Below are 23108 nucleotides of genomic sequence, written 5' to 3'. Positions count from 1 at the left end.
CGTCCGGCTACTGCAGGACGGCGCCCGCGGTGTTCGCGCGGATCCATCCCGGAGCGAGGATGTCGCCGCCCTCGGTGATGATCCAAGGATTGGCATCCTCAGCGTCGATCGCCGCGACCGCGGCGGCGAGGGCGGCCCGCAGCGTCGGGAAACTGTGCGACACGGCCACCCGGGCCGGCGCGTAGCCCGGCCAGAGGGTCAGTTCGGCGGGTCGGTCGAGATCGGTCGGCAGCATGGGTCGTGCGGGGCTGGAGGGGCACGCCGCCTGGGCCGCGGGCGTGCGGGGAAGCGGACGGAGAGCAGGCGCGCTCAGGCGGCCTTCGGCTTCGGCCGGGGCACGCGCACCTCGACCATCTGGCCGGTCATCGGGTTGAGGATCAGCATGTCAGCACGTCTCCGGTGGACCTGCCCGTAGAACGCCCGCCGATCGCGCCCGGATCGGGGCGGTCGGCGCAATTGTGCGGTTTGGGTAAACCGATCGTTCACCGTGAAGGCGCGCCGTTCATCCGCGCCGTCTCCGCCCCAGATTACAACCGGGCGTCGTGTGGTCGGAGGTCGGTACACCTACCGTTTTAGGCGTAGGATCCGACGCGCGTCGTCGCGATGGCCGAGCCGCGGGCATACAAAAGCCCGCCACGGCAGGACCGGGCGGGCGGAGTGGCGGCATAGGGTCGGGAGGTTCGCCGTGGCGGCGACCTGCCATCCCGCCCATGACGGCCGCATGACAGCGGTATGCCAGCGCGATCACAGCGGCAGGCCACCCCACGAATATCGCGCGACCGTCGCGCGACAGGCGGCCGATCCGGTCAGACCCGCTCCGGCTCCGCCAGCAGGATGGCGGCGCGGATGGCGGCCCGGCGCAGCCCGGCATCGGCCCAGGGCTGATCGATCAGCGTCCGGGCGAAGGGATGCGAGGCCACCGCGGCCGCGGGATCGATGCGGAAGCCGTTCCCGAACGCCACCGAACCGGGCGTGGGATCGGCCAGATAGGCGTCGACGACGGCCGAGACGTCGTCATCGACGATATCCAGGGTCGTGAACAGGTCGAGAGTCATGGGGCGCTTCGCCATGGCGGCGCTATAGCCGCGGCACCGCGACAGGATCACGACTCCCGCGCCGTCTCCGCGCGGCGATCAGAACGCGGCCGGAACGATCATCGCGGCGGGGACCGGGCCGCGCACGTAGTCCGCGTGCCGCAAGCGCTCGGGCAAGTGGACCGCCGGGTGGTCCACGCTGCCGTAGGGGATCTGGTCGAGCAGGTGGCTGATACAGTTCAGGCGGGCCCGTCGCTTGTCGACTGCCTCGACCACCCACCAGGGCGCCTCGGGGATATGGGTCCGCGCCAGCATGTCCTCCTTGGCCCGGGTGTAGTCCTCCCAGCGGCGCCGCGACTCGACGTCCATGGGCGACAGCTTCCACTGCTTGAGCGGATCGTGGATCCGCATCCGGAAGCGGAATTCCTGCTCGGCATCGGTGATCGAGAACCAGTATTTTACCAGGACAATGCCGGAGCGCACCAGCATGCGCTCGAACTCGGGGACCGACCGGAAGAACTCCTCGACCTCCGCCTCGGTGCAGAAGCCCATGACCCGCTCGACGCCGGCGCGGTTGTACCAGGAGCGGTCGAACAGCACGATCTCGCCGCCGGCGGGCAGATGGGAGACGTAGCGCTGGAAATACCATTGCATCCGCTCGCGCTCGCTCGGGGCAGGCAAGGCGGCGACGCGGCAGACGCGGGGATTGAGGCGCTGGGTGATCCGCTTGATCACGCCGCCCTTGCCGGCCGAGTCGCGGCCCTCGAACAGCACGACCACGCGCAGTTTCCGGTCCTGCACCCAGTCCTGGAGCCGGACCAGCTCGTGCTGCAGCCGGAGCAGCGCGCGGAAATAGACCTTGCGGTCGAGATGATCGGGCGGCGCGCCGTCGAGCTCGGCCGCGAGCCGGTCGAGGCGATCCTCCTCGAGCCCGAGTTCCAGCTCCTCGTCGTAGCTGTCGGCGAGGTCACGCCGGATCGCCTCCAGGGTGGCATCCGAGGTGGCATTCAAGGTGGCATCCGGTGCAGAGCTGTCGTCGGGCCGCATCGCCGGTTCTCCTGCGCGTCGCGGGGCCGACCTAGAGCAGCGTTCCGTGACACGCCTGAGAAAGCGCCGCGCCCGCGGCGGCCGATCACATGTCGCGCCCGTGATCGTTCCGTCATACGGTTCCGCCACCGATCGGGGCGACCGGAGATGCGTCATGGCTGGAGAAGCGAAGAGGGCCGGGCCGAAGCGCCGGCGGGACGACCCCGATCCGGCGCGCGCCGAGGGCGAGAAGGTCGGCGCGCGCATCGATGCCGCCTTCGAGAAGCTCGCCGGGAAGCTGCGCGCCCGCGCCGACAGGGCCCGCGCCAAGCTCGACGCGGCGACGAAGGCCGAGAAGCGGGCGGTGCTGCTGCGCCGCTACGAACTCTACGCGGACGCGGCGGCCTATCTCGAGGAGCGGCTCGTCGATCGCGGGGGGCGATCCGCGTGATCTCCATCGACCCGGCCGGGCGCGGCGCCGCCCGACGCAGCTGACGGCGAGGATCCCATGTTCGACGCGACCAAGATGCTCGCCGACGCCCTCGGCGAGCACCTGGCCCTGACCTACCAGCGGACCTTCGGCAGCCGGGAGCCGCGCTACGCCGAGATCATCGAGGCCGCGGCGCGCCTGACGATCGAGCGGATCGTCGGGAGCGACGCCCTCTACCATGACGGCGACCACACGGCCCTCGTCACCCTGGTCGCCCAGGACATCCTCCGCGGCCGCTTCCTGCAGCAGGGCATCACGCCCGAGGACTGGCTGCACATGATCCTGGCCGCCCTCTACCACGACATCGGCTACGTGCGCGGCGTCTGCGCCGGAGACCGGCTGCAGGCCTTCGTCATCGACGCGCAGGGCACGACCGTCAGCCTGCCCCGTGGCGCCTCGGACGCGGCGCTGGCGCCCTACCACGTGGAGCGCTCGAAGCTGGCCGTGCAGGAGCGCTTCGGCACGCACGATCTCGTCGACGCGTCCCGGGTCATACGGGCGATCGAGCTGACCCGCTTCCCGGTCCCCGAGGACGATTCCCATCGCGAGACCGGGACCGAGGCCGGGCTGCTGCGGGCGGCCGACCTGATCGGTCAGCTCGGCGACCCGCTCTACCCGCGCAAATTGAACGCCCTGTTCCACGAATTCGCCGAGATCGGCGTCAACGCGGAACTCGGCTACGACAGCCCGGCCGACCTCGCGGAGCGCTACCCGTCGTTCTTCTGGGGCAAGATCGAGCCCGTGATCGGGGACGCGATCCGGTTCCTCGACCTCACGGTCGAGGGGCGGGGCTGGGTCGCGAACCTCTACGCTCACGTCTTCGCCATCGAGCACGACCGCCGGCGCATGGGCCCGCATCCCGGGCCGGGCCCCCTCTGAGGCCGCGCGGGCGGCGCGGCGGCCTCAGGCGGCCGCGACGAGCCTGGTCACGGCCCGGACCAGCTCCGCCGCCACGAAGGGCTTCTCCAGGATGGGCCGGCTCGCCTCGGCCGGGGCGCCGGTGACCCGCACGTCGCCGGTGGCGAACAGGTACGGCACGCCGAGGACGCCGAGACGCTCGGCGACCGGATAGACGCTGTTCCCGTCGCCCAGATTCACGTCGAGCACCGCGGCGTCGGGCGTCTGCTCGGCGATCAGGTCCAGGGCGAGATCCGCGCGCGGGACCGGACCGATCACCTCGGCCCCGGCGCTGTGCAACCAGCGCTTGACCTCGCTGGCGATGAGATACTCGTCCTCGACGACGAGGACGCGGCACCCGGACAGGGGCGGAACAGCCTCGAGCACGATCCCCTCCCATCGGCGCGCGACGATCCGAGAACAACCGCGCGACACGACCGGAGGTTCGCGCCGTTCGCATGATCCGCCACGCACCCCGACGGCGCGGGACCGCGCCGGCCCGCGCGGCGGGTCGATCAGCCCCTTGGCCGAGCCGGGGCGTCGGGCGGGAAGAAGCGGTTGGCCGGCCGCGCGAGGCCGAGATGGTCGCGCAGCGTCGTCCCCGCGTAGTCCCGGCGGAACAGCCCGCGCCGCTGCAGCTCCGGCACCAGCCGGTCGACCACGTCGTCGAGACCCTCGGGCACGAACGGGAACATCACGTTGAAGCCGTCGCAGGCGCGCGTATCCAGCCACTCCTCCATCCGGTCGGCCACCTGCGCGGCCGTGCCGACCATCTGCAGGCCGCCGTAGCCGCCGACCTTGCGGGCGTGTTCCCGCACGGTCGCGCCGGTGCGCCGGGCGTAGTCGACGATCTGGGCCTGCCCGCTCTTGCTGGCGTTGCTCTCGGGGAGCTCCGGGAGCGGCGCGTCGAGGTCGAAGCCCGTCGCGTCGACGCCGAGGCGGACCGAGAGGTTGGCGAGGCCGCTGTCGGGATGGACGAGGTCGTCGAGACGCGCCTTCTTGGCCTGCGCCTCGTCCTCCGTCTCGCCCAGGACGATGAAGCAGCCGGGCAGGATCTTGAGCTGGTCCGGGTCGCGCCCCGCCGCCGGCATGCGGCCCTTCACGTCGGCGTAGAAGGCCCGGGCCGCCTCCACGGTCGAGGCCGCGCCGAACACCATCTCGGCGGTCTCGGCGGCGATCTGCTTGCCGGCCTCGGAGGCGCCGGCCTGGACGATCACCGGCCAGCCCTGCACCGGCCGGGCGACGTTGAGCGGGCCCTTCACCTTCAGGAAGTCGCCGCGGTGGTCGAGGACGCGCATCTTCGCCGGGTCGAAGAACAGGCCGCTCGCCGGATCCATCGTGAAGGCGTCGTCGGCGAAGGAATCCCACAGGCCGGTCACCACGTCGAAGAACTCGCGGGCGCGGGCGTAGCGGGTGGCGTGCTCCAGATGCGCGTCGCGGCCGAAGTTCAGGGCCTCGTCCGGGTTGCCGGAGGTGACGAGGTTCCAGCCGGCCCGCCCCTTCGAGATATGGTCGAGCGAGGCGAACTTGCGGGCGACGTGGTAGGGCTCGTTGTAGGTTGTCGACGCGGTGGCGATCAGGCCGATCCGATCGGTGAGCACGGCGAGCGCCGGCAGCAGGGTCAGCGGGTCGAACGACGTCACGGTGGCCGAGCGGCGGAGCGCCGCCACTGGCATGTTCATCACCGCGAGGTGGTCGGCCATGAAGAACGCGTCGAACTTCGCGGCCTCCAGCCGCCGGGCGAAGTGCGCGAGGTGCTCGAAGTTGAAGTTCGCGTCCGGATAGCCGCCCGGATAGCGCCACCACGCGGTGTGGATGCCGACCGGGCGCATAAAGGCGCCGAGATGCAGCTGGCGGTCCCGGCTCATCGCTGCCGTCTCCGGTCTCTCACGGATGCTTGTGGATCGGGTCGACCCAGTACACCGTCTCGGGCGCCTCGGCGGCCTCGACGTCGGGCAGGTTGACCACCACCGCCTCGTTGTCCGAGCGCACCAGCACGCAGTGCAGCGGCTCGTCGGTCGAGGCGTTGATCTCCTGGTGCGGCACGAAGGGCGGCACGAAGATGAAGTCGCCCGGCCCGGCCTCGGCGACGTATTCGAGCCGGTCGCCCCAGCGCATCCGGGCGCGGCCCGAGACCACGTAGATCACGCTCTCCAGTTCGCCGTGGTGGTGCACGCCGGTCTTGGCGTCGGGCTGGATCGCCACCGTGCCGGCCCAGATCTTCTGGGCACCGACCCGGGCGGCGTTGATCGCGGCCTGCCGGTACATGCCGGGCGTCTGCGCGGTGTTGGCGTCGAGCCGGTCGCCGGGGATCACCCGAACGCCGTCGTGCTTCCAGCGCTCGGACGCCCCGTGATCGTGGGCGTGAGCATGGGCGTGATCGTGGGCGTGGCCATGATCGTGGCTGTGGCCGTGGTCGTCGCCGTGGTCGTGCATGTCGGGTCCTCCCGCGCCATCATTGCACGGTGGCGGCGGTTTGCGAGACGCTCGTGTCGAGGATCGCCTCGGCCCGCGGCGCGCGGGCCTTCGGGATCAGCCCGGCGCGGACGTAGAGATCGATGTTGCGCTGCTCGTCGGCGATCACGGACGCGTCGATCGGGACGGCCCGGTAGGCGGCGCGGCCGAACCAGCGCAGCGGCACCGCCTCCGGCAGGCCGATGAGCTTCGACCAGACGGACGCGTAGGGCGCCGGATCCTTCAGGGCCCAGGCCCGGGCGCGGGCGAGGCGCGCGCCGAAATCGGCGAGCAGCGCCCGCTTGGTCCGGATCGCGTCGTCGCTCGCCACCGCGAAGGTCAGGCCCGGGGTGATGCCGTTGCCGTCGCGGATCACCCGGACGAGGCCGGCGAGCTCCGCCGTGGAGGTGTAGGGCTCCCAGGTCGACCAGGCGTCGACCGCCCCGGAAGCCAGCGCGATCTTGGCGTCGGCCGGCGGCAGGAAGCTGAAGGTCACGCTGTCGGCGGGCAGGCCCGCCTCCTCCAGCGCCGCCAGGACCACCTGATGGCCGATCGAGCCGCGGTTCGTGGCGACGCGCTTGCCCTTCAGGTCGGCCACGGTGCGGAGGGGCGATTCCTTGAGCGCCAGGATCGCCAGCCCGTCCTGCCGGTTGCGGAAGGCCAGGAACGCCTTCACCGGCACCCCGGCGGCCGCCGCGAAGGTGAAGGGCGCGTCGCCGACGCCGCCCGCGTCGATCGCGCCGGCGTTCAGCGCCTCGAGCAGGGGCGCGGCCGCCGGGAACTCGCTCCAGTCGAGCCGGTAGGGCAGCCCGTCGAGCACGCCGGCCGCCTCCATCAGCGCGCGGGCGTTGCCGCGCTGGTCGCCGACCCGCAGCACCTCCTGCGCGTGCGCCGGCCGGACCGCCAGGAGCGCCAGCAGGGCGAGGATGACGGCGCGCATCAGGCGGCCTCGGCGGCGCCGCGGCGCCCGAGGGCGGCCCGGACGGCGGGCAGCAGCGCCCGGCCGTACTGGAGCGCGTCCTCCAGCGGGTCGAAGCCGCGGATCAGGAAGGTGCGCACGCCCAGGTCGTGATAGTCGAGCAGGGCGTCGGCGACCTGCTCGGGGGTGCCGACCAGGGCGGTCGAGTTGCCCGCCGCCCCGGTCTCGGCCGCGATGGCGGTGAACAGGCGCTTGTCGTGGCGCGGCCCCGCGGCGGCGGCCGCGAGGAGCCGCCGGGAGCCCTCGTTCTGCGGCGTCGCCGCCGGGCCGAGGCCCTTGGCGGCCCGGACGGCCCGGGTCCGGGCCAGGATGTCCTCGGCGCGCTCCCAGGCCCGCGCCTCGGTCTCGGCCAGGATCGGCCGGACCGACAGGCTGAAGCGCGGCGCCCGCCCGTGGGCCGCGGCCGCCGCCCGCACCCGGCCGATCAGCTCGGCGACCTGCGCGTGGGTCTCGCCCCAGAGGGCGTAGGTGTCGGCGTGGCGGCCGGCCACCGCCAGCGCCGCCGGCGAGGCGCCGCCGAAATAGACCGGGATCGCGTTGACCGGCTTAACCTCGGAGAAGCCGCGCTCCACCCGGTAGTAATCGCCCGCGTAGTCGAACGGCTCCGCGGCGCTCCAGCTCTGCCGGACGATGTCGAGGAACTCCCGGGTGCGGGCGTAGCGCGCGTCCTTGGTGAGGTGGTCGCCGTCCTGGGCGAGTTCCCGGTCGTCGCCGCCGCTGATCACGTGGATCGCGACCCGGCCGCCGGTGAGCTGGTCGAGGGTCGCGAATTGCCGCGCCGCCACGGTGGGCGCCGTGAATCCGGTGCGGTGGGCGATCATCAGCCCCAGCCGCTCGGTCACGGCGGCGACCTGCCCGGCGAGCAGGAGCGCGTCCGGCGTGGTCGCGTGGAAGGCCACCAGCACCCGGTCGAACCCGCCCCATTCGTGCGCCTGCGCCAGGAGCTTCAGGTAGTCGCGGTCGATGGACGGCCCCGCCGCCGGGTGGATCTCGGAGGTGTGGCGGGGGGCGACGAAGCCGATGAACTCGACGGCGTCGGGGGGAAGCAGGCTCATGGTGCGATCTCCGGGTCGAGGGCGGATTCAGGCGCCGAGGGCGGCCCTGCCGGCGGCGGCGCGGACGGCGTCCCCTTGCGGCCAGTGGATGCGCGCGCACAGGACGTCGCGCAGGTGCCGCTCCAGCGGGTTCGCCCGGGACAGGCCGGCGTTGCCGGACAGCTCCGCGGCGCGCTGGACCGCCGCGACGGCGTTCTCCGTGGCGGTGAGCTTCACGAAGCCGGACTCGCGCGGCGTCGGGGGATGTCCCGCATCGACCTCGGCGGCGAGCCCGGCGACGAGGCGCGCGTTGACGGCGAGCAGCCGCTCGTTCTCGCCGACCGCCTCGTGGAAGCGCGGCAGGCTCGCCAGCGGCGCCCCGAGGCTGCCGGGCCGGCGCGCCCGCAGGAAGCCGGTGAACCAGTCCTGCGCCGCCCGGGCCACGCCGTCGTAGAGGGCGGCGAGCAGGGTGCAGCTCCAGGCCTGCTGCCAGGGATCGGGCCCCGACCAGACGCCCGGCGGCCGCAGGTCGACGGCGTGGTCCCCGGGGATCGGCACGTCCGTGAAGTGGACGTCGTGGCTGCCGGAGGCGCGCAGGCCGAGATGGTCCCAGGTCTCGGCGATGCGGATGCCCGGCGCGTCGAACGGCACCAGGACGGTGCCGGTGCGCGGCTCCGCCTCGTCGGTGCGGACGAAGACGAGTCCGTAGGCGAGCCCCGGCGCCCCGGTCGCGTAGATCTTGTGCCCGGAGATCCGCCAGCCCGCGCCGTCGCGGCGGGCCACCGTGGCCGGCAGGCCGCCCCGCGAGGGCGTCCCGAGTTCGGGCTCGACCCGCAGGGCGTTGATCAGCGCCCCCCGCGCCACCGCCGCCGCGCCGACCGCGTCGGCGAGCGCGCGCGGCCACGGGGTGTCGGGCCGGTGGATCAGCCCGTGCTGGAGGTACTGCATCGCCACGACCAGGGCGGTCGCCGGGTCGGCGGCGCCGAGCACGCGCACCAGTGCGGCGGCCCGCGCGAGACCCGCACCGCCGCCGCCGAGACGCCGCGGCACGGTGACGGCCAGGAGCCCGGCCTCCCGGAGCGCCGCGAGGGAGTCGTGCGGGAAGGTCCCCGCGCGGTCGTGGTCGGCCGCGCGGGCGGCGAGCCGTCCGGCGAGGCTGCTGACGATGTCGGGGGGCGGGACGGCGACGGTCATGGGGTGTTCGGCGACGTGATCGGCGGGCGGCCGCGCGGCACCATACCGGGAGCCGCGATGGTCCGCCCGGACCCGGGTCGCGTCAACGGAATGCCGTTCCGAATATTCATGGATCGGCAGGAGGATGTTGCCGCGTCGTCGGACGGCGAAGGAGAACGTGTTTCCGCCCGCCGGGGGCAGGAATCGATCGTTCTCCCGGTCGTCGTTCGGGATCCCGTCATCGAGAGACAGACGAGCGACGCTTCTCGCCGATGAGACGGGGCGCCTGAGCGCCGCGCGACGGCGCCGATCCGTGAATGATCTTGCCCGATCGCGCGAAAATAGAGGAAACGCTTTCGTTGACTCGGTTCTGCAGCGATCGAATACTCGGCACCCTGATCCCTCGACGGATCATTCCCGAAGACGAGGACGCCAGATCCGCCCGGTCGCGCCACCGGTGCGGTGACGCGCGCCGTTCCCGCCGCGCGGTCGCGCGGCCCGGAGACCCGAGATGACCGACGCGCCCTCCCGACCGGGCAGCCCCTCCTCCGATCCCTCGCCCTCCCGGCGGCGCCTGCTGCAGGTCGGCGCCGCGGCCGCCGCCCTGCCGCTCGGCCTCGGCATGGGCACCGGCCGCGCCTGGGCACCCGGACCGGGGGCGCCGTTCGACCCCGGCCCGCTCTGCCGACCCGCCGCCGCGGAGGCGCCCGCGGGCCCGCTCCGGACGGTCAAGCTGGCCTGGAACGCCACGGCCATCTGCACGGCGGCCGCGCCGCTCGCCAAGGAGCAGGGGATCTTCGCCCGGCACGGCCTCGACGTGGAGTTCGTCAATTTCGGCGGCTCGACCGAGGCCCTGCTGGAGGCGATCGCCACGGGCAAGGCCGATGCCGGGATCGGCATGGCCCTGCGCTGGCTCAAGCCCCTGGAACAGGGCTTCGACGTGAAGATCACCGCGGGGCTGCACGGCGGCTGCCTGCGGCTGCTCAGCGCCAAATCCTCCGGCATCGCCGACATCGCCGGGCTGAAGGGCAAGACCATCGCGATCAGCGACCAGGCGAGCCCGGCCAAGAACTTCTTCGGCCTGCTGCTCGCCAAGGCAGGGATCGACCCGGAGAGCGGGGTCGAGTGGCGGCAGTACCCGGCCGACCTGCTCAACCTCGCGGTGGAGAAGGGCGAGGCGCAGGCGCTGGCCGATTCCGACCCGCGGACCTGGATCTGGCTGAAGGACCCGCGCTTCACCGAGGTCGCCACCAACCTGTCGGGCGAGTTCGCCACCCGCACCTGCTGCGTCGTGGCCGCCCGCGGCAGCCTGATCCGGAACGACCGCGCGGTGGCGGCCGCGCTGACCCGGGCGATCCTGGAGGGCGGCCACGCCGTCCACCGGGATCCCGAGGCCGCGGCCCGGGCCTTCTCCGGCTACGGCGGCAAGGGCTCGATCGCGGACCTCGCCGCGATGCTGCGCAGCCAGCAGCACGGCGACAGCCCGGTCGGCGGCGATCTCAAGCAGCAGCTCGCGCTCTACGGGGACGAGTTGAAGCAGGTGAACGTCCTGCGGCGGTCCACCGACACGGCGAAGTTCGCCGAGCGGATCTACGCCGACGTGCTGAGCTGAGGCGCGCCATGTCCGGAAGCATCGCCGCCGGCGTCGCCCCGCGGGCCGCCGCCCCGTCCCGAAGGCTGCCGCGTCCGCCCTGGCGGATCGTCCTCGCGGGCGGGGCCTGGCTCGCCCTGGCCGGCGTGACCCTCGGCCTGCCCGAGGCGGACGACCTGCCCGAGACCGCGGCCCTCGGCTACGGCGCGGCGGCGCTCGGCCTCGCCCTCCTGGCCCTCGCGCCCGTGGCCGGCCGCCTCGGCGCCCTCGGATCGCGGCTGCGGCACGGGAGCCCCTGGCTCGCGGCGCTGGCCCTGGCGCTGATCGCCTGGGAGGCGGTCACGGCGAAGCTCGCCCTGCTGCCGATGCCGTTCTTCCCCTCGCCCCAGGCGATCCTGGAGGTCTTCCTCGACGACTGGCCGAAGCTCGGCGGCAGCATCCTCAACTCCCTGATCCTGCTCTCCGGCGGCTACGCCATCGGGGCGGCGACCGGCTTCGTCCTGGGCGTCGCCATCGGCACCTTCCGGGCGGTGGGCTACTGGGCCCACCCGGTGCTGCGCTTCGTCGGGCCGCTGCCGGCCACGGCGTGGCTGCCCCTCGCCTTCTTCGTCTTCCCGTCCTCGTGGTCGGCCAGCACCTTCCTGGTGGCGCTGGCGACCGGCTTCCCGGTCACGGTGCTGACTTGGTCGGGGGTGGCGGGCGTCAACAAGGCCTATTTCGACGTGGCGCGGACGCTCGGCGCCTCGCGCGGCTTCCTGATCCTGCGCGTGGCGATCCCGGCGGCGCTGCCGCACGTCTTCGTCGGGCTGTTCATGGGGCTCGGCGGCGCCTTCGCGGTTCTGGTCGTCGCCGAGATGCTCGGCGTGAAGTCCGGTCTCGGCTGGTATCTCCAGTGGGCGCAGGGCTGGGCCGCCTACGCCAACATGTACGCGGCGCTGATCGTGATGGCGCTGATGTGCTCCTCCCTGATCACGCTGCTGTTCCGCCTGCGCGACCGCCTGCTCGCGTGGCAGAAGGGGCTGGTGCAATGGTAGCCGCCGCGACCCTCGAACGCCCCGCCGCCCAGAGCGCCGGGGCCCGCCTGGCGGTCGAGGCCGTCAGCCACGCCTTCGCGATCCGCGGGGCGCCGCTGCCGGTCCTCGACCGGGTGAGCCTCGACGTGGAGCCCGGCGGCTTCGTGGCGCTGCTCGGCCCCTCGGGCTGCGGCAAGTCCACCCTGCTGCGGCTCGTCGCCGGCCTGGAGCCGCCCGACCAGGGCGCGATCCGGGTCGACGGCGACCTCGTCGAGGGGCCGGACCCGTCCCGGCTCCTCGTCTTCCAGGACCCGACGCTCTATCCGTGGCGGACCGTGCGCGGCAACGTCGCCCTGGGGCTGGAGGCCCGCGGCGTCGGGCGGTCGCGGGCGGCCCTCGTCGACCAGGCGCTCGGGCTCGTCGGCCTCACGGGCTTCGCCGACGTCTACCCGCACCAGCTCTCCGGCGGGATGGCGCAGCGGGCGGCCCTCGCCCGGGCGCTCGTCAACGCGCCGCGGCTGCTGCTCCTCGACGAGCCGCTGGGCAAGCTCGACGCCCTGACGCGGCTCGCCATGCAGGCCGAGATCCTGCGGCTCTGGCAGGAGAAGCGCTTTACCGCGCTCCTCGTCACCCACGACGTCGAGGAGGCGCTGGTGCTGGCCGAGCGCGTGATCGTGCTCTCCGACCGCCCGGCCGCGATCCGGGCCGAGCTGCCCGTCGCGGCGCCCTATCCGCGCCACCGCGACGATGCCGAGATCGTGCGGCTGCGCCGGGAGATCCTGGGGATCCTCGGCCAGCCGACCTGACGGGTCGCCGCCTCAGCCCCGGGCGATCGACGGGGTCGCCCCGACGGTCGCCGCCCGCGGCTGGTGCCGGCCGATCCAGAAGACCAGGGCGCAGCCGACGCCGGTGAGCGCGCAGAGCGGCAGCAGGGCGACGGGGAAGCTGCCGGTCTGCTCGCGCAGCACGCCGATCAGCGAGGTGATCGCCCCGGTGCCGAGATGCGCCAGGGTGTTGATCGCCGCGATGCCGGCGGCCGTCTGGGCCGGCGGCAGCGTCTCCGTGGCGAGGGCGAAGAACGGGCCCTTGATCGCGTAGTTGCCGAGCAGAACCAGCGAGAGCAGGACCAGCGTCATCCAGAGCGAGCCCGTCAGCAGCGTCAGGGCGAAGCTCACCGAGGTCAGCGCCAGCGGCAGGGCCGTGCTCCAGATCCGCTCGCCGCTGCGGTCCGCCCGCAGGCCCCAGACGATCATGAAGACCGAGGCGATGCCGAACGGGATCATGTTCAGCAGGCCGGTCTGCAGGTTGCTGAGGCCGAACCCCTTGAGGATCTGCGGCATCCACAGCGACAGCGTGTTGCTGGTGGCGGAACTGCCCGCGTAGATCACGGCGAGCAGCCAGACCTGCCGGCTCGCGAGCACCGCCCAGACCGCCGCGAGGCCGTGGGCGTGGTGCCCGGCGCTCGCCTCCGCGGCGCGCCGCTCGGTCTCCAGCCGGTCCGTCAGCCAGCCGCGCTCCGCCGGGCTCAGGAAGGTCGCCTCGGCCGGCCGGCTCGGAAGCAGCGCGAGGGCGGCGACGCCGAGCAGGACGGCCGGGACCGCCTCCATGATCAGCAGCCACTGCCAGCCGCGCAGGGACGCGGCGCCGTCGAGGGTGAGCAGCGCCGCCGAGAGCGGCGAGCCGAAGAAGCTGGAGAGCGGGATCGCGACCATGAACATCGCCACGATCCGCGCCCGGTAGGCCTTGGGGAACCAGTAGGTCAGGTACAGGATCACGCCGGGGAAGAACCCGGCCTCGGCCGCGCCGAGCAGGAAGCGGGCGGTGGCGAAGCTCAGCGGACCTGTGACGAAGGCCGAGCCGATGCCGACGAGCCCCCAGGTGATCATGATCCGCGCGATCCAGATCCGCGCGCCGACGCGCTCCATGGCGAGGTTGCTCGGCACCTCGAACAGGACGTAGGCGACGAAGAACAGGCCGCCGCCCAGGCCGAAGGCCGCGGCGGAGAGGCCGAGATCGTGGTTCATGGTCAGCGCCGCGAAGCCGACATTCACCCGGTCGACGTAGGCGATGAAGTAGCAGAGCACGAGGAAGGGGATCAGGCGCAGGCCGACCTTCCGCATCGTTCGGCTCTCGAAGGCGGCCGCGTCCGCCGCGTGTGGCGTGGTCGGTGTTGCCATGGTCCTGTCCTCGCTGGAATTCGGGCGGCCCCGCCTCGGCCTAGCGGTCGAAGCGGAAGAGTTCGGCGGGCGTCTCGGCCAGGACGATCCGGCGCTCGGCCGGGTCCGGCACCCAGGCGTCGAGGTCGCGCCGGGCCTCGGCCGGGCTGGCCTGGGTCTCGAACTGCGTGTGCGGCCAGTCGCTGCCCCAGAGCAGGCGCCGCGCCCCGAAGGCGCCGCGCAGGCGCTCGGCGGCCTGCAGCGCCGTCTGCCGGCCGGCCTCGCCGCTGCCGATGCGGTAGGCGCCCGAGAGCTTGACCCAGACGCGGCCGTCGCGGCCGAAGCCGAGCAGGTCGGCGAAGCCCGGATCGGCGATGCCGAGGGCGGGGTCGATCCGGCCGAAATGATCGACCACGACGGGGACGCCCGCCTCGACCAGCGGCGGCAGCAGCCGCGCGAGGCGCCGCGCCTCGGCCTGGACCTCGATCTGCCAGCCGAGATCCGCGACGCGCGCGAGGTGGGCGCGCCAGACCGGGCCGGCGAAATCCGGGTCCGGCCGGCCGATCAGGTTGAGGCGCAGGCCGACGACGCCCTGCCCGGCGAGGTCGCGCAGGGTCGCGGTCTCGGCCTCCGGGGCCAGCACGGCGATGCCGCGCAGCCGCTCCGGCGCGGAGCGCAGGGCCGAGACCATGTAGCCGTTGTCGGTGCCGAGGAAGCTCGGCTGGATCAGCACGCCGCGGGCCATGCCGTTCCGGTCCAGCATGGCGCGGTAATCGGCGATGCTCGCGTCGTAGTCGGGGGCGTAGCGCCGGTCGCCCGTGAGGGTGAGGGAGCGGGTGAAGACGTGGGCGTGGGTGTCCACCGCAGCGACGCCGTCGTCGGCGGCAACGGCGGTCCCGGCCGCGCGGCCGCGGGCGGGAAGCGCGAGCGTGACGCCGCCCGCGAGCAGGGTGCGGCAGAAGTGGCGCCGGTTCATCGGATCATCTCACGGTCTGGGGGATCAGCGCGCCGCCGGGCTGCCGATCCGGCAGGAGCGCGACGGCGAGGAGGACGAGCCCGTAGGCGCCGAGGGCCGACAGGCCGATCGCCGGGCCGAGGCCGCAGATCTCGCTGAGCAGGCCGACGCCGAGGGGCAGCAGGCCGGAGGCGAGGCGGCCGGCGTTGTAGCAGAAGCCCATCCCGGTCCCGCGCAGCCCGTCCGGGAAGAGTTCGCTGAACAGCGCCGCGAGACTCGCGGGGATTCCGGCCGTGCAGAAGCCGAGGGGCGCCCCGAGGAGGAGCAGGCCCGTGCCGCCGACCGGCAGCAGCAGGTAGAGGACGACCAGGGCCATGCAGCCGGCGGCGTAGAGCGCCACGGTCCGGCGGCGGCCGAGCCGGTCCACGAGGCCGCCGGCGACGAGGCATCCCAGACCGAAGGCCGCGATGATGATGGCGAGGTAGAGCCCGGTGCCGAGGACCGAGGCGCCGCGCTCGACGCTCAGGTAGGTGGGCAGCCACGTGAACAGGGCGTGGAAGCCCCCGTGGGCGCCGAGGCCGAGCAGCGTCGCGAGCACCGTGATCCGGCGCAGGCCGGGCGCGAAGATCGCGAGCCCTCCGGCCCGTGACGGCGCCGTCCCTGCCACGGATCGGACCGGCTCGGGGACGGAGCGGCGGAGGTAGAGCAGGAGGAGCGCCGGCGCGAGGCCGCAGGCGAACAGGGCTCGCCAAGCGGTCTCCTGATCCAGCACCGAGAACGCCGCCGTGGACAGGAGCACGGCGGCGCCCCAGCCGAGCGCCCAGCCGCCCTGGACGGCGCCCAGCGCCCGGCCGCGGTGCTCGGGCCGGATCGCCTCCGCCATCAGCGCGGCGCCGGCCGCCCACTCGGCGCCGAAGCCGATCCCCTGCAGCGCCTTCAGGGTCAGCAGTTGCGTGAAGCTCTGCGCGAAGGCCGCCAGGAAGGTCGCGACCGCGAACCACAGCACCGTGATCTGGAGGGCCCGGACGTGGCCGATCCGATCCGCCGCGAGGCCGCCGAGCCAGCCGCCGATCGCCGCCGCCACGAGGGTGAGCGCGCCGATCAGGCCGGCCTCCGAGCGGCTCAGGCCGAAGCTCGCGACCAGCGCGGGAATGGCGAGGCTGAACATCTGCACGTCCAGGGCGTCGAGCGACCACCCGCCCAGACAGGCCCAGAAGGTGCGACGCTCGGCCGGACCGACCTCTCGGTACCAGCGGAACACGGGCTTTCCTCCGTCCTCTGAAGAGGACTAGTCATTTATATGAATAGATGAGCACGCGTGGGTCGGCACGTCAAGGCGCCCGCCTTTCAGCGGATGTCGACGTGATACCGGAAGTCCCGGGCGGCGCCGCGCGTCACCCGCCACTCGATCGGGCGGGCATCGAAGCCGTAGGCGAGGCGCTCGATGACCACGACCGGGTCTCCGTCGGCGATCGCGAGGCGCCCCGCGTCGGTCGCGTCGGCGATGCCGACGGTCAGGGTCTCCTCGGCGCGGGCGACGATTTCGCCGCAGAGACGCTCGTAGGCGGGGTAGAGGAGGTCGCCGATCTCCGTCAGCGGGGCCTGGAGGAGCGGCGCGAACCGCGCGGCCGGCAGCCAGATCGTCTCGGACAGGATCGGGCGGCCCTGGAGGTGGCGTGTCCGGATCAGCCGGATCGCGTCGCCGCGCGCGTCCAGGCCGAGGGCCTCGCGGACGGTCGCGGGGGCCGGACAGGCCTCGCGCGACAGGATCCGGCCCTCCGGCACCGCCTGGGTGCCGTACGGGCCGAGATGCCGGAAGAACCGGAACAGGGACCGGTCGAAGCGCGGCCGCCGAACGAAAGTGCCGCGGCCCTGCTGCCGCTCGACGAGACCGTCGGCGACGAGGACGTCGATCGCCTTGCGCACGGTGCCGATGGCGACGCGGTGGGTCGCCGCCAGTTCCGCCTCCGTGGGGATCGGTTCGCCCGACCGCCAGACGTTGCGGGCGATCTGGAAGGCGATCTCGTCCCGCAGGCGCTGGTAGAGCGGCAAGCGGAGATCGGGCTGGGGTGCGGTCACGACGGTCATGTGTATGACTGTATGACTATCGCCGGCAGGCGCCAATGGGCGACGGAGCGGTGCCGGCGCGCGCCGATCCCGTGGTCCACAGCGTCGCAGTACAGGACCCATTCGCCGGGCCGCGGGTTTCCGCCGGGATTTCCCGGGATCATGGTCCAGCGAGGCGCGGATGGTCGAATATCGTACGTCTCGAGAGACCCGTCAGGGTCGGCGCGGCAGGCCGGTTCTGATCGTGCTCCTCGTGAGTGTGGGGTTGATGGTCGCCGCCCTGGCCGGCCTGATGATCTGGCAGGGTGAGACCGCGCCGCCCGACTACGCCAGCCAGAGTCAGGCCGCCGCCCGCAAGGTCGTCACCGGCTCCGAGAGCGGATCAATCAGCGCCCCGCCGGCCGGGACGCGATCCACGCCCTGACCGACGTCGACCGACGTCGACCGGCGACGGCCGTTTCGATCGGTCCGCGCGGGGACAGGACCTCCCCCCGCGAGACGACCATCATGACGGTCGGCCCACAGCTCCAAGACGAAGGGCAATGCCCGGGCGCGGGCCGTTGTCGACGTCGAGTCGATGCCGGCTCTCCGCGACGGCGGCGACAGGGCAGATCGCGACAACGTCATCGCGGTCTCTGCGGGAGCCTCCACCGCAAGCCCGGCAAGACTTCGACGCCCCGCGCTTGATCCAGCCGGAGACCGCCTCATTTCGTCACGAGTCTCGAGCGCGACGGGAATCGCCTGAGGGTTCGGACCGCCTGCACCGCCCACCGCCTTCGACGTCCGGGCCCCGCGCGCCCGGCCGTCGCGCAACACCAAGGGGGACCACCCGATGAGCGAGACGATCGACAAGACGGACACGACGTCGTTTCACATGGCAGGCCAGTGTCCGTTCGGCGGCGACCGGATCGGCGGCGCCCACGGCAACCGGCCGACGCTGGAGAACTGGTATCCCCACCGCCTGCGGGTGGAAGTGCTCCACCAGAACGGGCTGGCGGCCGATCCCCTSGGCCCGGATTTCGACTACGCGGCCGAGTTCGCCAAGATCGACTTCGACGCGCTCAAGCGCGACATCAAGCAGTTCCTGACCTCGTCGGTGGAGTGGTGGCCGTCCGACTACGGCAATTACGGCCCGCAGATGATCACGGGAGGCCCCGGGCGCACCCTGCACGNGGCCCGGATTTCGACTACGCGGCCGAGTTCGCCAAGATCGACTTCGACGCGCTCAAGCGCGACATCAAGCAGTTCCTGACCTCGTCGGTGGAGTGGTGGCCGTCCGACTACGGCAATTACGGCCCGCAGATGATCCGCATGGCCTGGCACTCGGCCGGCACCTACCGGATCGCCGACGGGCGCGGCGGCGCCGGCACCGGCATGCAGCGCTTCGCCCCGATCTCGAGCTGGTGGGACAACGGCAACACCGACAAGTCGCGGCGCCTCCTGCAGCCGATCAAGCACAAGTACGGCAACGCCCTGTCGTGGGCCGACCTCATGGTGCTCACCGGCAACTGCGCCCTCGAGATCATGGGCCTGCCGACCTACGGCTTCGCCGCCGGCCGCCTCGACGCCTGGGAGGCGGACGACGCGACCTACTGGGGACCGGAGGTCGTCGAGATGGGCTCGGTCTCGAGCTTCGACGACATGGTCAACCGCGACAAGCGCTGGCGGGGCAAGAACGGCGACGCCGATTACGACCTGGAGAAYCCGCTGGCCGCCTCGCACCAGGCGCTGATCTACGTGAACCCGGAGGGCCCCTACGCGAGCGGCGATCCGCTGGCCTCCGCGCGCGACATCCGGATCACCTTCACCCGCATGGCGATGAACGACGAGGAGACCGTGGCGCTGATCGCGGGCGGCCACGCCTTCGGCAAGAGCCACGGCATGGTGCCGGCCAAGGAGATCGGGCCGCCGCCCGAGATGGCGCCGATGGAGGCGATGGGGCTGGGCTGGCACAATCCGAAGGGCACCGGCTCCGGCAAGGACACGATGACCAACGGCATCGAGGGCAGYTGGACCCCGGATCCGACGAAGTGGGACAACGCCTACCTGGAGAACCTCTTCAAGTTCGAGTGGGAGCAGACCAAGAGCCCGGCGGGCGCCCTGCAGTGGACGCCGAAGGATCCCGCCGCGCCGAAGACGCCGGACGCCCACGTCTCCGGCCAGATGCACCCGCTGATGATGATGACGTCCGACATCGCCCTGAAGGTCGATCCCGACTACCGCAAGGTCTGCGAGAAGTTCCTCAACGACTTCGACGCCTTCACCCAGGCCTTCTCCAAGGCGTGGTACAAGCTCACCCACCGCGACATGGGTCCGAAGCACCGCTATCTCGGCCCGGAGGTCGTGATCGAGGACGGGCTCCTGTGGCAGGACCCGCTGCCCGAGCGGGACTACGACCTCGTCGGCGAGGCGGAGATCGCCGCGCTGAAACAGGCGATCTCCGGYACGGGCCTGTCGGTCTCGGATCTCGCCTTCACGGCCTTCTCGGCGGCCTCGACCTACCGCGACAGCGACAAGCGCGGCGGGGCCAACGGCGGCCGCCTCGCCCTCGCGCCGCAGAAGGACTGGGCCGTCAACCGGCGGGCCGCGCCCGTGATCGAGGCCCTGCGCGGCGTGATGGCGACCTTCAACGGCGGCCGCAGCGACGGCAAGAAGATCTCGCTGGCGGACCTGATCGTGCTGGGCGGCTGCGTYGCCGTGGAGAAGGCGGCCCGCGATGCCGGGGTCGAGACGCCGGTCCCGTTCACGCCGGGCCGGGTGGACACGACCCAGGCGCTCACSGACCTCGAGATGTTCGAGTGGCTSAAGCCGGTGGTGGACGGGTTCCGCAACTACGTCGACGACGGCTTCGGGCAGATGACGCGCAGCGTCTCGCCGGAGGAGATGTTCCTCGACAAGGCCAACCTGCTGACGCTGACGGCCCCGGAATGGACCGTCCTGACCGGCGGCCTGCGCGCGCTCAACGCCAACYACGACGGGTCGARCCGGGGCGTCCTGACSGACCGGGTCGGGGYGCTGACGACCGACTTCTTCCGCAACCTGACCGACGTCGATCTGGTCTGGGAGAAGGCGGATGCGGASGGGATGWCCTTCGCGCTCAAGGACCGCGCGASCGGGCAGACGAAGTTCGAGGCGACCCGCAGCGACCTCGTCTTCGGCTCGAACGCGCAGCTCCGGTCCATCGCSGACGCCTACGCGGGCAGCGACGGCCAGCGGCGCTTCGTGGCGGACTTCGTCAAGGCCTGGGACAAGGTCATGATGCTCGACCGCTTCGACGTGAAGGGTCACCGGCGNGCGGGCAGCGACGGCCAGCGGCGCTTCGTGGCGGACTTCGTCAAGGCCTGGGACAAGGTCATGATGCTCGACCGCTTCGACGTGAAGGGTCACCGGCGCTACGGGCCGATGGCGGCCTGACGGCCGCCTCCGGCACCTTCGCTTCCGCATAGCCGTCGAGCGCACGGCCTGAGCGTATGCATGCAGGAGAAAAAAGGTGTCCGACACAGAGGGCCACTCGCGCTCGAACGATAGGGCTGTGACCTACGACGTCGAGGCAGACGGGTCATGGACCGCGAAGACAGCGCTCGGCGAAGTGAGACGGGATGCCTCCGGCAGGGTCGACGGCATCATCAACGACGTGCACGCTATCGCGATCGGCAACGTCACGGCTCTCAAGGCCTACCTGATCGACGAGAGTCCAGGTGCCGTGAGCCATTGGATGACGTTCCGAAACGGTGGTTCGTGTCGCCTGACCTACCGTAAGACCGGTGATGTCATCGAATTCACGGCAGGGCAGGTTAGGTTGCGGGTGACGGATTATGGGGTGTTGACGATCAATCCGATCGATTGACAGCAGACGATCGTAGCTGCAAACGTCCTGTTTTTCAGATTTCGGTACCCTGGACTTGGTCATCAACTCGCTTCGGAGGCGTTCCTAAGGACATGGACTCGCCCCAACTCATCGTCCAGCCGGATCACGGGATCGAACCGGTCATCGCTTTGTTGCGAAGCGCCGCAAACGAGATCCTGCTCAAACAATTCACCTTCGACCATCCCGTCCTGCTCGACGAAGTCTTGGCGCGGCATGCAGATGGCGTCGCAGTGCGCATCCTGCTGAACCTTGCCAAAGCCACAGGGGAGCGGAACAACGACGAGACCTTCGTGCGGCTTGAGGCGGCAGGCGTGCCGGTGCGATGGGCTCCTCCGCACTTCCTAGTCACCCACGAAAAGTCACTGGTCGTCGATGGTGCCCGAGCCATGATCGCCACGTTCAACTTCATGGAGAAGTACTTCATCAAGACCCGGGACTACGGGGTGGTCATATCCGACCCTGGCCAGATCGCTGAAATTCGAGCCTGCTTCGAGTGTGACTGGAGCGGCAAGCCTTACATGCCCGGCGAACCAGCTGGTCTGTCCTGGAGCCCGGGCAACGCCCGCGCCGTCCTGTGCGACTTGGTCGACGGTGCCGAACGGAGCATCGACATCGCACATCCGAAATTCGCCGAGCCAGTTATCTTCGAGCGGATCCATGCCGCCCTAGGGCGCGGCGTCCACGTCCGGCTCCTGTGCGGGGGCAAGCACGGCCTTCACCAGCCTGATCTAATGTACTCCTTTGCCCTGTGGCGATTGTTCCATGCGGCCGGCGGCCGGCTTCACAAGCAGCGACACCTGCGCAGCCATGCTAAGGTCGTGCTTGTCGACGAAGACCGCGTGTATCTCGGAACGCAGAACCTAGACCAGCCCGCCTTCGATCTGCGGCGCGAGCTGGGGCTGATCTTACGGGATCCTGTGGTGGTCGGCGGGATAGCCGCCGTGTTCCAAGCGGACTGGAAGAGCTCGCGCAAGTACGAGCCGCCTTATCCGATCTTGCTCCCCGACGACGCGGAGAACACGGAGTTCGAGTCGGATGTCGACCTGCGACACGACTGAAGGTCGTAACGGCTACCATCCATCCCCGACGCTCCGCGAGCTCTTCCTGCTTTTCAATAAACTCACGCTCGTCAGCTTCGGGGGAGGTCTCACCGCCTGGGCGCGGAAACTGATCGTCGAGGACAAGGGCTGGCTCGACGACGCCGAGTTCCTGAGCGCCTACGCTCTGGCACGGGTTCTGCCGGGCGCGAACCAGGCGAACTTCGCGATCTACGTTGGACATCGCTTCCGCGGCATGCCCGGTGCCACCGCCGCACTCTTCGGCCTGACGTTGGTACCGTTCTGCATCGTCGTGGGGCTCGCCTGGATGTACTTCGACACCGGCACGCCGCCGGCGGTTCAGGATGCCCTTCGCGGGGTTACCGCAGCTGCGGTCGGACTGGCGCTCGCGGCGGGACTGAAGGCTGGGGAGGGGTTCGCTCGCCAGCCGGCCGCGTTGACGTTCATCGCGGTTGCGTTCGTTGGTTCGGTTCTGCTGCACCTGCCTCTGCCGGCGGTCCTGGCGATCCTCGCGCCGCCAGCCTTTCTGCTGGCATGGCGTGACTCGCACCGGACCGGCGAGCGCGGGAGCAAGCCGTGAAAACCGCCGATCTCATCGCACTCATGAGTTTCTTCGGCACGCTGTCGATCCTGTCGATCGGTGGCAGCAACAGCGTCGTGCCGGAGATGGCCCGCCATGCCGTACACGAGCAGCACTGGCTGAGCGGTACGGCATTCTCGGATCTCTTCGCGATCTCACAGGCCGCGCCGGGGCCGAGCAACCTGATCGTCGCGATGATCGGCTACAAAGTTGCCGGGATCGCCGGCGCCGCGGTGGCTCAGGCCGCCATGATGGGGCCGGCCGGACTTCTGATGATCCTGGTCGCGCGAGTATGGCAACGAACCTCGGCAAGCGACTGGCACGTCGCTCTGGAGCGTGCGCTCGGTCCGATCGCGATCGGCCTGATCCTGGCAAGCGGCTGGATCGTCGCCGAAAACGCAGGTTTCTCGCATCGCGGCTACGCTGCAGCCGGCCTGTGCACTCTGCTGTTCTGGCGCACGAAACTCAATCCGCTCCCCATCATGGCCGCCGCGGGATTCCTGGGCTGGACGGGTGTGATCTGACTTCGAGCCTCTCCGATCTGCTCAATCGACGGCCGCCGATGAAGGCCGCTTGAGGCATCTGGCACCTCGAACGAGAAGAGCCATGACCGAAAGAACACGATTGTGCGCAGCTGCAATCCGGTTCGCCATTCATCAAAGGCATAGGATTGGCGCGAAGCCGGTAATTACCCAGGCCTGTGATGGACTTGCTCCGCAAAAGTGGAGAGCTC

At 71.4% G+C, this 23108-nt stretch carries 23 protein-coding genes and 2 pseudogenes; 12 read left to right on the top strand and 13 right to left on the bottom strand.

The window, feature by feature from the left end; all coding sequences use genetic code 11:
* Positions 1 to 7: 7 nt before the first annotated feature.
* From ASG32_RS03790 to ppk2, 3 genes are all read right to left on the bottom strand, one after another.
* Positions 8 to 235: a hypothetical protein gene (locus ASG32_RS03790; protein ID WP_020091033.1), complete on the bottom strand. Its 228-nt coding sequence runs from the start codon at positions 233 to 235 to the stop codon at positions 8 to 10.
* Between the two features lie 571 nt (positions 236 to 806).
* Positions 807 to 1055, bottom strand: a complete 249-nt coding sequence (locus ASG32_RS03785) for a hypothetical protein (RefSeq protein ID WP_157861893.1) — start codon at positions 1053 to 1055, stop codon at positions 807 to 809.
* Positions 1056 to 1133: 78 nt separating this feature from the next.
* Positions 1134 to 2081: a polyphosphate kinase 2 gene (gene ppk2, locus ASG32_RS03780; protein ID WP_244491790.1), complete on the bottom strand. Its 948-nt coding sequence runs from the start codon at positions 2079 to 2081 to the stop codon at positions 1134 to 1136.
* 154 nt (positions 2082 to 2235) lie between these two features.
* Here ppk2 and ASG32_RS03775 point away from each other — a divergent pair, with 154 nt between their 5' ends.
* Both ASG32_RS03775 and ASG32_RS03770 read left to right on the top strand, forming a co-directional pair.
* Complete coding sequence (locus ASG32_RS03775) at positions 2236 to 2511, top strand: hypothetical protein (protein WP_020091037.1); 276 nt, start codon at positions 2236 to 2238, stop codon at positions 2509 to 2511.
* A 57-nt stretch (positions 2512 to 2568) separates the two neighbouring features.
* Positions 2569 to 3429, top strand: a complete 861-nt coding sequence (locus ASG32_RS03770) for a hypothetical protein (RefSeq protein WP_020091038.1) — start codon at positions 2569 to 2571, stop codon at positions 3427 to 3429.
* A gap of 24 nt (positions 3430 to 3453) precedes the next feature.
* Here the strand turns inward: ASG32_RS03770 and ASG32_RS03765 are convergent, their stop codons facing one another.
* The 6 genes from ASG32_RS03765 to ASG32_RS03740 all read right to left on the bottom strand — a co-directional run bounded on the left by ASG32_RS03765 (position 3454) and on the right by ASG32_RS03740 (position 9108).
* Positions 3454 to 3834 (bottom strand): response regulator, encoded by a 381-nt coding sequence (locus ASG32_RS03765; RefSeq protein WP_056522811.1) that lies wholly within the window; start codon positions 3832 to 3834, stop codon positions 3454 to 3456.
* A 128-nt stretch (positions 3835 to 3962) separates the two neighbouring features.
* Entirely contained in the window at positions 3963 to 5315 is a 1353-nt protein-coding gene (locus ASG32_RS03760) for an LLM class flavin-dependent oxidoreductase (protein ID WP_056522809.1), read from the bottom strand.
* Positions 5316 to 5334: 19 nt separating this feature from the next.
* A complete protein-coding gene (locus ASG32_RS03755) occupies positions 5335 to 5883 on the bottom strand; it encodes a cupin domain-containing protein (RefSeq protein ID WP_056522807.1) in 549 nt (182 codons plus the stop codon).
* Between the two features lie 19 nt (positions 5884 to 5902).
* Positions 5903 to 6841 carry an ABC transporter substrate-binding protein gene (locus tag ASG32_RS03750; protein WP_056522805.1) on the bottom strand — a complete coding sequence of 313 codons (939 nt, stop codon included), beginning with the start codon at positions 6839 to 6841 and terminating at the stop codon, positions 5903 to 5905.
* Positions 6841 to 7935 carry an LLM class flavin-dependent oxidoreductase gene (locus ASG32_RS03745; RefSeq protein WP_056522803.1) on the bottom strand — a complete coding sequence of 365 codons (1095 nt, stop codon included), beginning with the start codon at positions 7933 to 7935 and terminating at the stop codon, positions 6841 to 6843. The genes ASG32_RS03750 and ASG32_RS03745 overlap by 1 nt, the downstream gene beginning before the upstream one ends.
* Before the next feature lie 27 nt (positions 7936 to 7962).
* Positions 7963 to 9108: an acyl-CoA dehydrogenase gene (locus ASG32_RS03740; RefSeq protein ID WP_056522801.1), complete on the bottom strand. Its 1146-nt coding sequence runs from the start codon at positions 9106 to 9108 to the stop codon at positions 7963 to 7965.
* Positions 9109 to 9598: 490 nt separating this feature from the next.
* Between ASG32_RS03740 and ASG32_RS03735 the strand changes: the two genes are divergently transcribed.
* Genes ASG32_RS03735 through ASG32_RS03725 form a run of 3 tightly spaced genes read left to right on the top strand, consistent with a single transcriptional unit; the run spans position 9599 to position 12497 of the window.
* Complete coding sequence (locus ASG32_RS03735; protein ID WP_056522798.1) at positions 9599 to 10699, top strand: ABC transporter substrate-binding protein; 1101 nt, start codon at positions 9599 to 9601, stop codon at positions 10697 to 10699.
* An 8-nt stretch (positions 10700 to 10707) separates the two neighbouring features.
* Positions 10708 to 11712: an ABC transporter permease subunit gene (locus tag ASG32_RS03730; protein WP_056522796.1), complete on the top strand. Its 1005-nt coding sequence runs from the start codon at positions 10708 to 10710 to the stop codon at positions 11710 to 11712.
* Complete coding sequence (locus ASG32_RS03725; RefSeq protein WP_056522794.1) at positions 11706 to 12497, top strand: ABC transporter ATP-binding protein; 792 nt, start codon at positions 11706 to 11708, stop codon at positions 12495 to 12497. The genes ASG32_RS03730 and ASG32_RS03725 overlap by 7 nt, the downstream gene beginning before the upstream one ends.
* A 12-nt stretch (positions 12498 to 12509) precedes the next feature.
* On the opposite strand, the gene ASG32_RS03720 is transcribed toward ASG32_RS03725, so the two are convergent.
* From ASG32_RS03720 to ASG32_RS03705, 4 genes are all read right to left on the bottom strand, one after another.
* Positions 12510 to 13868 carry an MFS transporter gene (locus ASG32_RS03720; protein WP_056522792.1) on the bottom strand — a complete coding sequence of 453 codons (1359 nt, stop codon included), beginning with the start codon at positions 13866 to 13868 and terminating at the stop codon, positions 12510 to 12512.
* A 40-nt stretch (positions 13869 to 13908) separates the two neighbouring features.
* Positions 13909 to 14823, bottom strand: coding sequence for an amidohydrolase family protein (locus tag ASG32_RS03715; protein ID WP_056522790.1), 915 nt, complete (start codon positions 14821 to 14823; stop codon positions 13909 to 13911).
* Between the two features lie 4 nt (positions 14824 to 14827).
* Positions 14828 to 16063 (bottom strand): MFS transporter, encoded by a 1236-nt coding sequence (locus tag ASG32_RS03710; protein ID WP_056522788.1) that lies wholly within the window; start codon positions 16061 to 16063, stop codon positions 14828 to 14830.
* An 86-nt stretch (positions 16064 to 16149) separates the two neighbouring features.
* A complete protein-coding gene (locus ASG32_RS03705) occupies positions 16150 to 16890 on the bottom strand; it encodes a GntR family transcriptional regulator (protein WP_056522786.1) in 741 nt (246 codons plus the stop codon).
* Between the two features lie 223 nt (positions 16891 to 17113).
* Here ASG32_RS03705 and ASG32_RS03700 point away from each other — a divergent pair, with 223 nt between their 5' ends.
* The 7 genes and pseudogenes from ASG32_RS03700 to ASG32_RS03675 all read left to right on the top strand — a co-directional run bounded on the left by ASG32_RS03700 (position 17114) and on the right by ASG32_RS03675 (position 22899).
* On the top strand, positions 17114 to 17293 hold the full coding sequence (locus ASG32_RS03700; RefSeq protein WP_234081819.1) for a hypothetical protein: 180 nt from the start codon (positions 17114 to 17116) through the stop codon (positions 17291 to 17293).
* A gap of 408 nt (positions 17294 to 17701) precedes the next feature.
* Positions 17702 to 18041: pseudogene (locus ASG32_RS33240) on the top strand (catalase-peroxidase); the annotation flags it as partial.
* 1 nt (position 18042) lies between these two features.
* Positions 18043 to 20162, top strand: a pseudogene (katG, locus tag ASG32_RS03695) (catalase/peroxidase HPI); the annotation flags it as partial.
* 239 nt (positions 20163 to 20401) lie between these two features.
* Complete coding sequence (locus ASG32_RS03690) at positions 20402 to 20716, top strand: hypothetical protein (RefSeq protein ID WP_056522783.1); 315 nt, start codon at positions 20402 to 20404, stop codon at positions 20714 to 20716.
* A gap of 92 nt (positions 20717 to 20808) precedes the next feature.
* Positions 20809 to 21795, top strand: coding sequence for a phospholipase D-like domain-containing protein (locus tag ASG32_RS03685; protein ID WP_056522779.1), 987 nt, complete (start codon positions 20809 to 20811; stop codon positions 21793 to 21795).
* Positions 21773 to 22375, top strand: coding sequence for a chromate transporter (locus ASG32_RS03680; RefSeq protein WP_042671600.1), 603 nt, complete (start codon positions 21773 to 21775; stop codon positions 22373 to 22375). The genes ASG32_RS03685 and ASG32_RS03680 overlap by 23 nt, the downstream gene beginning before the upstream one ends.
* Positions 22372 to 22899 carry a chromate transporter gene (locus ASG32_RS03675; RefSeq protein ID WP_056522777.1) on the top strand — a complete coding sequence of 176 codons (528 nt, stop codon included), beginning with the start codon at positions 22372 to 22374 and terminating at the stop codon, positions 22897 to 22899. The genes ASG32_RS03680 and ASG32_RS03675 overlap by 4 nt, the downstream gene beginning before the upstream one ends.
* The last annotated feature ends 209 nt before the right edge of the window (positions 22900 to 23108 follow it).

Source organism: Methylobacterium sp. Leaf361 (assembly GCF_001424445.1).
In the GTDB taxonomy this organism is placed as follows: domain Bacteria; phylum Pseudomonadota; class Alphaproteobacteria; order Rhizobiales; family Beijerinckiaceae; genus Methylobacterium.
Note: the sequence above shows the minus strand (reverse complement) of the source record. Positions and strands in the feature narration are given on the sequence as shown.